The organism is Micromonospora sp. NPDC048871, assembly GCF_043198155.1.
Taxonomy (GTDB): Bacteria; Actinomycetota; Actinomycetes; order Mycobacteriales; family Micromonosporaceae; genus Micromonospora.
In genome coordinates, this window is the sequence record NZ_JBICUM010000018.1 from 60,965 (window position 1) to 75,537 (window position 14,573).

At 68.8% G+C, this 14,573-nt stretch carries 5 protein-coding genes; all 5 read left to right on the forward strand.

Going from position 1 to position 14,573, the window contains the following annotated elements:
• Positions 1-247: 247 nt before the first annotated feature.
• Positions 248-6,478, forward strand: a complete 6,231-nt coding sequence (locus tag ACGFIK_RS26165; RefSeq protein ID WP_393341882.1) for a protein kinase — start codon at positions 248-250, stop codon at positions 6,476-6,478.
• A gap of 50 nt (positions 6,479-6,528) precedes the next feature.
• Positions 6,529-9,465: a DEAD/DEAH box helicase gene (locus ACGFIK_RS26170; RefSeq protein ID WP_393341884.1), complete on the forward strand. Its 2,937-nt coding sequence runs from the start codon at positions 6,529-6,531 to the stop codon at positions 9,463-9,465.
• Entirely contained in the window at positions 9,465-13,604 is a 4,140-nt protein-coding gene (locus tag ACGFIK_RS26175; protein WP_393341887.1) for an Eco57I restriction-modification methylase domain-containing protein, read from the forward strand. Before ACGFIK_RS26170 ends, ACGFIK_RS26175 begins: the two co-directional genes overlap by 1 nt.
• The gene (locus ACGFIK_RS26180) at positions 13,605-14,132 is read left to right on the forward strand and encodes a DUF6308 family protein (protein ID WP_393341890.1); all 528 of its coding nucleotides are present in this window, start codon (positions 13,605-13,607) and stop codon (positions 14,130-14,132) included. It begins immediately after the preceding gene.
• Positions 14,133-14,265: 133 nt separating this feature from the next.
• A complete protein-coding gene (locus ACGFIK_RS26185) occupies positions 14,266-14,547 on the forward strand; it encodes a hypothetical protein (protein ID WP_393341893.1) in 282 nt (93 codons plus the stop codon).
• The last annotated feature ends 26 nt before the right edge of the window (positions 14,548-14,573 follow it).

Consider the following 14,573-nt stretch of genomic DNA (forward strand, 5'->3'; position numbering starts at 1 on the left):
CGGCCAAGGCATGGGTCGAACTCTGTCAAGAGATCGACGTTCGGCTGGGCATTTTCGTTATCCGGACGAGTACCGCGCGCCATGCCGAACCATCCATACTCCACGGACGTTATCGCGAGCAGCCTTCAACTGCTGAAGGGTCGGAGTACGGCCTTCGGCAGGGGGCGTCGGCCTGACGGAGTGCTTGGTTCTGCAGAACTGAAACGCCCCACGCTCGCGATGCACGACGAGCTGGGAGCGTTGAGCATTGACTGGGGCGAACGACTGGGTGGCGGGCAGGTTCCGCATCCTGGCCGCGATCGGCAAGGGCAACATGGGCGAGGTCCATCGGGCCGAGGACATGTCGGCTGCGGAGGGATCCCCTGATCGGATCCTGGCGCTGAAGCTGATCCTGCGTAGCCGGTCCGGCGCGATGATCGACACGGCGAGCGACGGCAAGGCGCGGCAGCGCTTCGAGCGTGAGGTGCGCATCATGCGCAAGCTCGACCACCCCAACCTGCCCCGGATCATCGCCGGTGCGGCCCAGGCCGACGAGCTGCCCTTCATCGCGATGGAACTGCTCGACGGAGAGACCCTGCGGGACCTCGTCGCCGAGCACCCGCAGCTGCCGATCTCCTGGGTGGCCGGCATCGGTGCGCAGATCGCCGACGGGTTGGCGGCCGCACACGGGGTCGGCGTCGTGCACCGGGATCTCAAGCCGTCCAACGTCATGCTGCTGCGCGGCGGCGTGGTCAAGGTCCTCGACTTCGGCATGGGCCGGATCCTCGACGACGAGGCCACCGGCCGGGTGACCAGCACCGGAGTGACCGTCGGCACTGCCCGCTACATGGCGCCGGAGCAGTTCCAGGCCGCCGCCGTCACCCAGGCCGCCGACCTGTACGCGCTGGGCTGTGTGCTGTTCGAGCTGCTGACCGGAGTCCCGCCCTTCCTCAGCGAGTCCGCGTACGAGCTCAGTCAGAAGCACCGTGAGGAACCCGTACCCGCGATCGGCCTGATGCGCTCCGACGTGCCGGCCGGAATGGCCCGACTGCTCACGCAACTGCTGGCCAAGGATCCCGCCGACCGCCCGGCCGACGCGGTGAGTGTGCGCGAGGCGTTGCGTCCGCACGCTAAGGGCGCGGACACCGTGCCGGGCTGGGATGAGTTCGATCCCGTGCGATCCCTGGCCACGGAGGCGGTGGAGAGCACCCCTGCGGTGCCGCCGGCGGCCTCCACCGATGGGGTGCTGGCCACCGCCGGCCCGGCGGGGATGGATGTCTTCGGTGTGCACCGGCAGCTCATCAAGGACTACCGGGCCTTCACCGAGGGCGGCACCGTCATCCGCAACGACCGGATCGCGGCCTTCGTCGAGGACGACCTGAACAACAAGTCGCAGTGGCCCGACCCGTGGGTGTCGCTCAACCCGTTCTTCGCCTCCGGCGGCTCCATTCTGGAGTTGGTAAGCCAGGGCATCCTGCACGAGGAGTGCGCCCGGATCTTCCAGGCCCGTAAGACCGAGGGCGGTACGGAGTGTGACGGTCGCCCGCTGACGCTGCACCAGCACCAGCGGGAGGCCATCGAGAAGGCGCAGTCGGGTGCCTCGTACGTGTTGACCACCGGCACCGGTTCCGGCAAGTCGCTGTCGTACATCGTGCCGATCGTGGACCGGGTGCTGCGCTCACGTCAGCAGGAAGGGCCCAAACCCCAGAGGCGAGTACGGGCGATCATCGTCTATCCGATGAACGCGCTGGCCAACAGCCAGCTCAAGGAACTCGACAAGTATCTCCAGGACGGGTACGGGCCGGGGCGTGAGCCGGTCACCTACGCCCGGTACACCGGTCAGGAGAGCGACGAGCGGCGTCGGGAGATCCGGGAGAGCAAGCCGGACATCCTGCTCACCAACTACGTGATGCTGGAGTTGATGCTCACCCGCCCGGACGACCGGCGGTCGTTGATCAAGATGGCGGAGGGGTTGGAGTTCCTCGTCTTCGACGAGCTGCACACCTACCGGGGTCGGCAGGGCGCCGATGTCGCCCTGCTCATCCGCCGGGTACGCGAGGCGTGCCGCGCCGACCGGCTGCAGTGCGTGGGCACCTCCGCCACCATCTCCAGCGAGGGCAGCCTGGACGACCAGCGGGCCGCGGTGGCCCGGGTGGCCACCACCCTGTTCGGCACCGAGGTCACCCCGGACAACGTGATCGGGGAGACCCTGGTCCGCGCCACCGGCCCCGCGCCGGACGCCGTCTCCGCCGAGCGGCTGCGCGCACCCGGCGCACCCCGGGCGTACGGCGATCTGGTCAACGACCCGCTGGCCAGGTGGATCGAGACCCGGTTCGGCCTGGTCGAGGACGCCGGGCGACTGGTCCGGCAGCGTCCGGCGAAGATCGAGCAGGCCGCCGTGGAGTTGGCGCAGCACAGCGGCCTGACCGCCGCCGAATGCGGCAAGGCCATTCGGGACGTGCTCAAGGCCGGTTCGGAAGCACGGCATCCGGTCACCGAGCGGCCGTTGTTCGCGTTCCGACTGCATCAGTTCCTGGCCAAGGGCGACACCGTCTACGTGACCCTCGAGGACGAGCTGACCCGCCACCTGACCCGGGAGTACCAGCTCGTCCTGCCCGGCTCGGACCGCAAGATCCTGCTGCCGCTGGCCTTCTGCCGCGAGTGCGGCCAGGAATACCTGACGGTCTTCCGAGTCGAACGGGACGGGTACGCCTTCTACGAGCCGCGCCGGGACACCGCCGCCACCGGGGGTCGTACCGACGACGGGTACCTCTACATCGACTCCGACCGGCCCTGGCCGACCAGTGTGCAGCGGGCGATCGAGGAACGCCGGCTGCCCGAGTCGTGGCTGGAGGCCGACCCCAGCGGCCAGGAGACCGTCCGGGCCACCTACCGCGACCGGGTGCCGAAGGCCGTGACCGTGGACCCACAGGGCTTCGAGGGGCGCGGCGAACTGCGGGCCGCCTTCGTACCCTCGCCGTTCCTGTTCTGCCTGCACTGCGGGGTCAGCTACGAGCAGACCCGGGGTAAGGATTTCGCCAAGCTGGCCACCCTCGACCAGGAGGGACGCTCCTCGGCCACCTCGCTGGTCTCGGCCTCGATCGTGCGGTCGCTGCTCAGCGCGCCCGCCGAGGCACTGGACGCCAAGGCCCGCAAGCTGCTGACCTTCGTCGACAACCGGCAGGACGCCTCGCTGCAAGCCGGTCACTTCAACGACTTCGTGCAGATCACCCAACTGCGTGGCGCCCTCTACCAGGCGGTGCTCGCCGAGCCGGACGAGGGCCTGGTGCACGAGGACCTGGCCGCCACTGTGACCGAGGCCCTGGGGCTGCGACCGGGTGACTACGCCCGGGGCGAGGACCTGCCGCCGATGATGATGAAGCGGGCCGCCAAGGCGCTGCGAGATGTGGTCGCCTACCGCCTGTACCTCGATCTTGAGCGGGGTTGGCGGATCACCATGCCCAACCTGGAGCAGACCGGGTTGTTGGTGATCGACTATCCGGACGCCGAATGGCTCGCCACGTCGCAGGAACGCTGGGCCGGCACCGACCGCCGACTTCAGGACGCGGAGGCGGACCAGCGCGCCGAGATCGTCCGGGCGCTGCTCAACGAGATGCGCCGGGCCCTGGCCATCGATGTGCAGTACTTCCGGGGTGACTTCGACTCTCTCCAGCGGGCCAGCGAGGAGTTGCTGGTCGACCCGTGGGTGCTCGCGGCCAGCGACCTGCCGAAGGTCGGCACCGCCTATCCCCAGGGGTCGAAGCCGGGCCTGGACCGCTCGGGGCTGTTCCTGTCCGGGCGGGGCAAGTTCGGCAAGTATCTGCGCCGGGCGCACTTCGGCACCGGCCTGTCCTTCGACGACGCCCAGCAGATGATCGTGGATCTTCTCAAGGTGCTCAGCGACGGCGGTCAGGTCACCGAGGTTGCCGAGGCACCCCAGCGCCCCGGCCGCTACCGCCGCGCGGAGACGCCACTGTCCGGTTACCGGGTCTCCGCAGCCGCGCTGGTGTGGCGGGCCGGTCGGGGCGAGACGGGCAGCCACGACCCGCTGACCCGCACCTACGCCAGCGGCGACGGCCCCCGGGTGAACACCTTCTTCCGGGACCTCTACCGCAGCGCGGCCGGGGCCCTGGCCGGCCTGGCCGCCCGGGAACACACCGCCCAGGTCGACCCGGTGGAGCGGGAGAAGCGGGAGGAAGCCTTCCGTAAGGCCGAGCTGAAGCTGCTCTACTGCTCGCCGACCATGGAGTTGGGTGTCGACATCTCCGAACTCAACGCCGTCATGATGCGCAACGTCCCGCCCACCCCGGCCAACTACGCCCAGCGCAGCGGCCGGGCCGGCCGCTCCGGCCAACCGGCCCTGGTGACGACCTACTGCGCCACCGGCAACAGCCACGACCAGTACTACTTCCGCCGCTCGGACCGGATGGTCGCCGGTGCCGTCGCCGCACCCCGCCTCGACCTGGCCAACGAGGACCTGGTGCGCTCCCACGTGCAGGCGATCTGGCTGGCGGAGGCCGGCATCAAGCTGGGCCGCACCATTCCGGAGAGCATCGACATCAGCTACCCGGAGGACTCCCGGCTGCCGAATCCGGCCTTGCCGCTGCACGACCACCTGGCCGCCGCGTTGCGCGACGCCGCCTCTCAGGAGCGGGCCGCCCGCGCCGCCCGCCGCGTCTTCGCCGGGCTGCTGCCCGAGTACGCGCAGTCGAGCTGGTGGGACGAGCGGTGGATCGAGGACACCGTACGCACCACCCCGGAGCGGTTCGACCGGGCCTTTGACCGGTGGCGCGGCCTGTTCAAGGCGGCCCTGGTCGACCAGGCCGAACAGAACCGGCGGGTGTTGGACCACACCCTCTCCGAGCGGGATCGCCGTATCGCGGTGGGTCGCCGCAAGGAGGCCGAGACGCAGCTGACCCTGCTCAAGAACGAGAGTGTGGACAGCAAGTCGGTGCTGTCGGACTTCAACCCGTACCGCTATCTGGCCAGTGAGGGTTTCCTGCCCGGCTACTCCTTCCCCCGGCTGCCGCTGGCCGCGTACGTGCCAACCACCGGGCGACGCTCCGGGGAGGGGGACTACCTGCAACGGCCGCGGTTCCTGGCCATCCGGGAGTTCGGGCCGGGCGCGCTGATTTACCACGAGGGGGCGCGCTACCAGGTGACCCGGATCCAGCTGCCGCCGGACGCGGCCGGGGATGTGGTCACCGGGGAGGCCCGTCGGTGCGGGCAGTGCGGTTACCACCACGACGTGCAGGGCAACGCCGACCGCTGCCAGATGTGCGGGGTGGCGCTGGGGGAGAAGACCGTCGGCCTGCTGCACCTGCACACCGTCTTCACCAAGCGCCGGGAGCGGATCTCCTCCGACGAGGAGGAGCGTCGCCGCGCCGGGTACCGGCTGGTCACCTCGTACCGCTTCCACGACCATGGGGCCCGGCCGGGCCGCCGCGACGCTCTCGTCGCCGACCAGGTCGGCGGGTTGGCGACCCTGTCGTACGGGGATTCGGCGACGGTCCGGATCACCAATGTGGGCCGGGTGCGGGCCAAGCCCGACGAGCCGGACGGTTTCTGGCTGGACCCGGCCGACGGGCGCTGGATGAACGAACGCGACGCCGCGGAGGCCTCCGGTGACTCCCGGGAGATGCCGGTGGTGGACGCCGATGGCAACGAGCAGCGCCGCAAGAAGCGCGTCATCCCGTACGTGGAGGACCGGCGCAACATCCTGGTGCTCAAGCTCGACGAACCGCTGGACCCGCCGGTGGCCCTGTCCCTGATGTACGCCCTGGAACGCGGCATCGAGGCCGCCTTCGAGCTGGAGGATTCGGAGCTGACCACCGAACTCCTCCCGCCCGACGAAGGCCCCCGCGAGCGGATTCTCTTCACCGAGGCCGCCGAAGGCGGCGCCGGGGTGCTGCGGCTGATGCAGTCCGACCAGCAGGCCCTGGCCCGGGCCGCCGCCGAAGCCCTGGCCATCTGCCACTTCGCCCCCGACGGCACCGACCTGGGCGGCCCGGACGAAAAGCGGCCCTGCGCACTGGGCTGCTACGAATGCCTGCTCACCTACGGCAACCAGCTCAACCACCGGTTCATCGACCGGCACAGCGTGCGGGATCTGCTGCTGCGCTTCGCCGCCGCCACGGCCACCTCGACCGGGCAGGGGGAGTCCCGCACGGAGCAGCTCCAGCGGCTGGCCGACAACTCCGACACCGCCCTGGAGAGCAAGTTCGTCACCTGGCTGAAGGAGCGCGGGCTGCGGCTGCCCGATGAGGCGCAGACCCTCATCCCCGAGGCGTTGGCCCGTCCCGACTTCGTCTACCGGCTGCCCGGGGTCAACGTGGCCGTCTTCATCGACGGCCCGGTGCACGAACACGAGTTCGTCGCCCAACGGGACCGGGACGCCGAGGAGCGGCTCTACGACAGCGCCTGGGAGGTGGTCCGTTTCCCGCACGACGCCGACTGGGCCGCCATCGTCGACGAACACAAGCGCTACTTCGGCGCCTGACCTGCGCCAACCCCTGAAACCCGGCCATCCCTCGACTTCCGGAAGACGCCATGCCTCCCTCGTACACCCCTGGTTCCCTCGTCTCCGCGCGCGGCCGTGAGTGGGTGGTGCTGCCCGAGAGCGCCCCCGACATGCTGGTCCTGCGCCCGCTCGGCGGGGCCGACGACGACGTCGCGGCCGTCTTCCCGGACATCGAGGCGGTTACCGACGCCCAGTTCGCCCCGCCGTCCCCCACCGACCTGGGGGACGCCCAGGCGGCGGGCCTGCTGCGTTCGGCGCTGCGGATCGGGTTCCGTTCCGGCGCGGGACCGTTCCGGTCGCTGGCCGGCATCGCCGTCGAACCCCGCGCCTACCAGTTGGTGCCGTTGCTGATGGCGTTGCGGCAGAAGACCGTCCGGATGTTGATCTCCGACGATGTGGGGATCGGCAAGACCGTCGAGGCGGGCCTGATCGCCACCGAGCTGCTGGCGCAGGGCAGTGCCACCCGGCTCGCGGTGCTCTGCTCACCGGCCCTGGCCGAGCAGTGGCAGGCCGAACTGCGGACCAAGTTCGGCCTGGACGCCGAACTGGTGCTGGCCTCCACGGTGTCCCGGCTGGAACGCGGCCTGGACCTGGGGCAGTCGCTGTTCGACCGGCACCCGCACGTCATCGTCTCCACCGACTTCATCAAGTCCACCCGGCACCGCGACGACTTCGTCCGACACTGCCCGGACCTGGTCATCGTCGACGAGGCGCACACCTGTGTGGCCGCCGACGAGGGCAGCAACACCCAGAACCAGCTCCGCTACGAGCTGCTGCACCGGGTCGCCGCCGACCCGGAACGGCACCTGCTGCTGGTGACCGCTACCCCGCACAGCGGCAAGGAGAGCGCCTTCCGTAACCTGCTCGGCCTGGTCCGGCCGGAACTGGCCACGGTCGACCTGGGTTCGGAGGCGGGCCGTCGCCTGCTCGCCCAGCATTTCGTGCACCGAAAGCGCGCCGACGTGCGGCAGTACCTCACCCGCAGCGACGGCCTGGCCGACGACAGCCTCGCCGAGAAGACCAGCTTCCCCACCGACCGGGAGTTCAAGGACGAGACCTACAAGCTGTCGGCGGGCTACCGGGCGCTGCTGGACGACGCCATCGCGTACGCCAGTGAACGGGTGACCGCCGCGGACAGCCGGGGCCGACGGGAGGCCCGGATCGCCTGGTGGTCGGCGATCGCCCTGCTGCGTTCCCTGGTCTCCTCACCCCGCGCCGCCGCGCAGACCCTGCGGACCCGCTCGGCCACCGCGACCGCCGACACCGCCGAGGAAGCCGACCGGCTCGGTGCCCCGCTGACCAGCGACTCCGTCGACTCCGACGCGCTGGAAGGGCTGGACGTGGCCCCCGGCGCGGAGACCGGCGGCGTGGAGACCGACGCCGGTCGTCGCCTCGCCGAACTGGCCGACCGTGCCGCCGAGCTGGAGGGACCGACCGGCGACACCAAGCTCGCCGCCCTGACCAAGCACCTAAAGGCCCTGCTCAAGGAGGGCTACCACCCGATTGTCTTCTGCCGCTACATCCCCACCGCCGAGTACGTCGCCGAGCACCTGGCCGACGCGCTGGGCAAGAAGACCGTGGTCCGCGCGGTCACCGGCACCCTGTCGCCGCAGCAGCGCCTCCAACGCATCGAGGACCTGGCCCGGGAGGCCGGTGACGACCCGGCCGCCCGCCGGGTGCTGGTCGCCACGGACTGTCTCTCCGAGGGTGTGAACCTGCAACACCACTTCGACGCCGTCGTCCACTACGACCTGGCCTGGAACCCCACCCGCCACGACCAGCGGGAGGGCCGGGTCGACCGGTACGGCCAGCAACGCGACAAGGTACGCGTGATCACCCTGTGGGGCAGCGACAACGGCATCGACGGCAAGGTCCTCGACGTGCTGATCCGCAAGCACCGGCAGATCCGCAAGGACCTCGGCATCTCCGTCTCCGTGCCCGATGCCGCCTCGCAGGGGGTGACCGACGCGATCGTGGAGTGGCTGCTGCTGCGCGGTCGGGAGGAGGGGCAGGGCAGCCTCTTCGACGCCGAGGAGTACCGCGCCATCGACAAGAAGGCCGCCACCCTGGAAAGCGAGTGGCAGTCCGCCGCCGAGAAGGAGAAGGCGTCCCGGTCCCGCTTCGCCCAGCAGACCATCCGCCCCGACGAGGTGGCCCGCGAGGTCGCCGCGATCCGCGACACCCTCGGTCGGGCCGCCGAGATCCGAGACTTCGTACGCCTGTCGCTGCGCGCCCTCGACGGGGTGCTGCGGGACGCGCCGGACACCTCCGGTGACTTCACCGCCGACGTCAGCGGCACCCCCGCCGGCCTACGCGACACCCTCGCCCCGGTGCTCGGCGGCGACGCCGTCGAGACGGGCAAACCGGTGCTGTTCCGGAGCACCGCCGCCGTGGCACGCGGCGAGGCGGCCCTGGTCCGCACCGACCCGGCGGTGGTGGCCCTGGCCGGGTACGTCCTCAACGCCGCCCTGGACACCCAGGTCACCGGCGCCCGCCCGGCCCGCCGCTGCGGCGTCATCCGCACCCGCGCGGTGACCACCCGCACCACCCTGCTGCTGGTCCGCTACCGCTTCCACCTCACCCTGCCGTCGCGCTCCGGCACCCGGCAGCTCGTCGCCGAGGACGCCCGACTGTTGGCCTTCTCCGGGGCACCCGCCAACGCCACCTGGCTGCCGACCGCCGAGGCGCTGCGGCTACTCGACGCAGGCGCCGACGAGAACACCGACCGGGACTTCGCCGAACGCACCATGGGCCGCATCCTCGACGGCCTGCCCGAGGTCACCGACCACCTGAACGGGTACGGCGAGGAGCTGGCCGCCGAACTGCTCGCCTCGCACCGCCGGGTGCGCAGCGTCGCCGGTGAGATCGTCCGCGGCCTCACCGTCACCGCGCAGGACCGCCCCGACGTCCTCGGCGCCTACGTCTACCTGCCCGCGTCCACCCCCGCCGCCGGAGGCAACGCCTGATGTCCGCCACCGCCCGCAACCAGGTCTTCTCCGCTGTGCACACCATCGGCGGCCTGATCCCCGCCGACATGCTGGTCCGCATCTCCGAGGGCCGCGACGTCAGCGGCGCCAAGCCCGCCGACTACAAGGTGGTCGGCTCCCGCTCGGTACGCGACGACGCCGAACGGCACTGGGACTACCTCAAGTCGGTGTGGAAGGAACTGCGCAACCGGCTACCCGTCGCCCCGGACGCCGAGGCCCCGGCGGACCCGACCGGCCTGGCTGTCGCCGAGTGGCTGCTACCGCTCTTCGGCGAAGGACTCGGTTTCGGCCCGCTGACCGCGCTGGGCGACACCGGCATCAGCTCCGACGACGGCAACAAGACCTTCCCGATCAGCCACCGCTGGAACCACGTCCCGATCCACCTGGTGCCGTGGAACGCCGCCCTCGACAAGCGTCCGGGCGGTGCGGGCGGCGTGCCCCCGCAGTCGCTGGTGCAGGAGCTGCTGAACCGCTCCGAGGCCCACCTGTGGGGGGTGCTCACCAACGGCCGCCAATTGCGCCTGCTGCGCGACTCCAGCGCCCTGGCCACCGCCGCCTACGTCGAATTCGACCTGGAAGCCATCTTCGACGGCGAACTCTTCAGCGAATTCGTCCTGCTCTACCGCTTACTCCACGTCTCTCGCTTCGAGGTCGCGGAGGGCAGCGCCCCGTCAACCTGCTGGCTGGAGAAGTGGCGCACCGAGGCGATCTCTTCGGGCGTACGCGCCTTGGACCATCACCGCGAAGCGGTCAAGAAGGCCATCATCGCGCTCGGCACCGGATTCCTTCGGCATCCCGCCAACGGCGAGTTGCGACGGGACCTCGACGCGGACACCTTCCACGCTGCTTTGCTACGCCTCGTTTACCGCTTGATTTTTCTCTTCGTCGCCGAGGACCGTGGCGCGCTCCATCCGTCCGAAACGAGTGAGCAGACTCGCGAGCGGTACGCAAAATACTTCTCCTCTGCGCGGCTGCGCCACCAGGCGCTCCGCCGCCGAGGCACCACCCACAGCGATCTTCACCAGGCTCTGCGGCTGGTCCTCGACGCGCTCGGCGACGAGCACGGCCGTCCCGAACTCGCCCTGCCCGGCCTCGGTGGCATCTTCGACGATACTGACGCTGATTCGCCCCTCCGTGGCCTTTCGCTCACCAACGCACACCTGCTGGAAGCGGTACGGCACCTCGCCCGGGTTCGGGACGACGCATCCGGCCGATGGCGTTCCGTGGACTACCGCAACATGGGCGCGGAGGAACTTGGTTCCATCTACGAGTCGCTGCTGGAGTTGGTGCCCAAGCACAGCGAGGTGGACGGCGCTTTCGAGTTGGTGGAACGTCTCGGCAACAACCGCAAAAAGACCGGCTCCTATTACACGCCAAGTTCCCTCATCGAGACTCTGCTCAACTCCACCCTCGATCCGGTCCTTGATGACGCACAGAAGCGTGGCGAACTGAAAGCCTCAGCGGCTGGCGAGCCCGACCCGAGCGAGGCGATGGTCAAGGAACTGCTGTCCCTCACCGTCTGCGATCCCGCCTGCGGCTCTGGGCACTTCCTCGTCGCTGCGGCCCGCCGGATCGCCAAGCGGGTCGCGGCGGTCCGCGAACGCAACCCGGAGCCCACCGTCGATGCCGTACGGCAGGCCCTGCACGAGGTGGTTGCCCGCTGCATCTACGGCGTCGATCTCAACCCGATGGCTGTCGAACTGGCCAAGGTGTCGCTGTGGCTGGAGGCCCTGGAGCCGGGGAAGCCGCTCAGCTTCCTCGACGCGCACATCAAGCATGGCGACGGCTTGCTCGGGGCCACGCCCGCGTTGATCCGCAACGGCATTCCCAACAAGGCGTTCAAATCGGTCGAGGGCGATGACGAGGCGTACGCCAGGTTCCTCATGAACCAGAACGACAAAGAGCGCAGCGGGCAGGGCGGGCTGTTCTCCCTCGCCGTCGAACCGTCGGTGGCCAACGCCGCGTTCGCATCGAGCCTGCGTAGCATCATCGATGACCCGGTGGAGAACCTCATCGACGTCCGCCGCCAAGCGGCCGCCTATCGGGATTGGCAAGCCACTGCCGGTTACGTCCACGCTAAACATGTGGCGGATGCCTGGTGCGCGACGTTCGTGTGGCACAAGACCAAGGACGCCCCGCCCGTCATCACTGATGACGTCTTCCGCGCCCTGCAGAACCCGGAGGGCAAGGCCGCACCGCAGGCGACCCATCAGGAGATAGCTCGGCTCCGCGAACAGTACAACTTCTTCCACTGGCACCTGGAGTTCCCTGACATCTTCCCCGTCCCGGAAGACAGCGATGCGCCGGGCCTGGACCCGGTTACCGGCTGGGCGGGTGGGTTCTCCTGCGTGCTGGCAAACCCGCCCTGGGACAAGGTCGACTTCGAGGACAAGAAGTACTTCAGCGTCGTCGACCCCTCCATCGCAGAGATTTCCGGCACGGCCCGGCGCACCCGCATCGCCCGCTGGGCCGAGGAAAACCCGGAGGCCGGCGAGCGCTATCGCGCCGCCCGCCGCCGGGTGAAGTCGACGTTCCTCTTCGCGAGCAGTTCCGGAGCGTATCCGCTGTGCGCCAAGGGTCTAACGGTCAGAGGCGTAACCATGCTCCAGATGGATCAGCTTTTCGCCGAGCGGTTCGCGTCAATCGTTGCGGCCACTGGCCGGGTCGGCTGCATCATTCCGACCGCCATCGCGACGGGAGCGGGGGCACAGCATCTCTTCAGCGACCTCACCCGGCGCGGTGGGATCGCCGCTCTGTATGACTTTGAGAACCGTAAGCCGCTGTTCGTCGGCGTCGACTCCCGCTACAAGTTCTGCCTGCTCTCGCTGGCTGGCCGTGACTTGCGCGAGCCGGCGGCGAAGTTCGCATTCTTCCTGCTCGACGCGACAGATCTCGATGATGTCGAGCGGGTGTTCACGCTCAGCCCGGAGGAAGTCGCCCTGATCAACCCCAACACCGGCACGCTCCCCATCTTCCGCTCACGCCGCGATGCAGACCTGACCGCAGCGATTTACCATCGTCTCCCGGTCCTCTGGAACGAGTCCCGGCCGGACGGAAACCCCTGGGACATCACCTTCAAAGCGACATTCTTCCATATGACCGACGACTCCGACCTATTTCGGACTCGTGAGCAGTTGGAGGCCGAAGGCTGGGAGCTGCGCGGAAACGTCTTCACCCGCGCGGGCAAGCGGATGCTGCCCCTGTACGAGGCAAAGATGGTGAATTTCTTCAATCATCGTGCGGCCGACGTGATTAAAAGCGAGACAGCAGTCAACCGGCAGAACCAGCCACGTTACCTGACCTCTGGGGAACTTGAGGTCCCGGACAGGTTAGCGATTCCGTTGCACTGGATTGCTGAGGACGGACTGATCCCGACACGTCGAAATGGAAAAGAGGTCGAGGTCCCGGGCGTCAACCGACGCCTTGAGGACGTTCGGTGGGAGCGGGAATGGCTTTGCGGCTGGTGCGATGTCACTGCATCGACCAATGAGCGCACCGCCATTCCGGCATTCCTGCCGCGTACGGCGGTCGGGCACACGTATCCGTTGATGCTGCCGGGCGTCTCGCCCATTCTGACAGCGGCTCTCATCGCGGCTCAGAGTTCCCTGGCCTTCGACTTCGTGAGCCGTCAGAAGGTGAGCGGCGCCCATATGGCCCTGATGACCTGGAAGCAGTTACCCGTGCCGACCCCGGGCGCACTGGCCCCGCATACCCCCTTCCTCACGCCCCGCGTCCTGGAACTCGTCTACACGGCCCACGACATGGCTGGGCTCGCGCGTGACCTCGGCGATTCCGGTGCTCCGTTCCGCTGGGACGAGGAGCGCCGTGCTGGGATCCGTGCGGAGCTGGATGCGTACTTCTTCCACCTTTACGGCATCGACCGGCCCGACGTGGACTACATCCTGGAGACGTTCCAGACCGAGAACGGGGGCCTGAAGCACAACGAGATCGCCAAGTATGGCACCTACCGCACCAAGGATCTGGTCCTCGCCGAGTACGACCGGATGGCCACCGCTGGCCTTAGCCTGGCTAATCCACTCGTCGATCGTGAGAACTACATCTCCACCCTGACCCCGCTCCCGGGCAGCGGCCTTCGCCACCCCGCAGAGGAGGCGTGAATGCCGGACGGATGGCTGCCGTTAGGTGACATCATGGCTGTGCTCGACGAAGAGTGCGCCGTCCCTCACCTTCGGCGCTACTTTGCGAATCAACCGAAGCCCTTTACCGGGAGTCAGTTCGAGGCGTTGGGCGGTGGGCCGATCGCCCTGCACCGTGATGTTGTGACCGCAGAGGACCTGATCGCTGTCCAGTTGTTGGAGGTGCGCGTTCCGCCTTCGGTCGCCCTCAACCTCCTGCAAGGCGATTTGGGCCAGCGAATCAGTGACGAGTTGCGCGAGATCCCGATCTCGGTTGACTTGGCCGATGAGGGGGCGCGAAAGTACATCCAGGTTGGTGGGCCGGCGGACCGCGCCTGGCACCTGCTGACGGGTCAGCCGGGCGTGAGCAAGACCATCGCAGGCAAGGTGCTTGCCCGGAAGCGTCCGAGACTCATCCCGATCTACGACAGCGTGTTGGCCTGCGCGTTGCATGGGCGCCGTGGTTTTTGGCTTTGGCTGCACGAACCCCTGTCTGTCAGGCTGATATGAGGCAGTAGTTCCGGGAGCGTTAGGCTTGCCGGGAGACAGGAAGAGGATCATCGTGACGCTACCCAGCACGCCTGGTGAGCAGGGCGGACGGCCGAAACGGCGAACGTTCACAGCGGAGTACAAACTCCGCATCGTGGCGGAGTACGAGGCGGCGAAGGCCTCGGGTGAAGGCGCGGCGATCCTGCGCCGGGAGGGCCTGTACCACTCGCACATCCTGGAGTGGCGGGCCGCCCGTGACGCGGGCGCGTTGACCGCTCTGGGCACCCGAAAGAGCCCGGTGTCCGAGAGTCGGCGCCGCAGCGCCGAGGCGGCGGAGATCGAGCGGTTGCGGCGGCGCAACGAACGTCTAGTACGGCAGCCGCCGTTTGAGATCTTGCTGGTGAACCGGGGTGAACGCGAGGCGGCCACCGCGTGATCGTCTGTGCGTTGTGGACACAACAT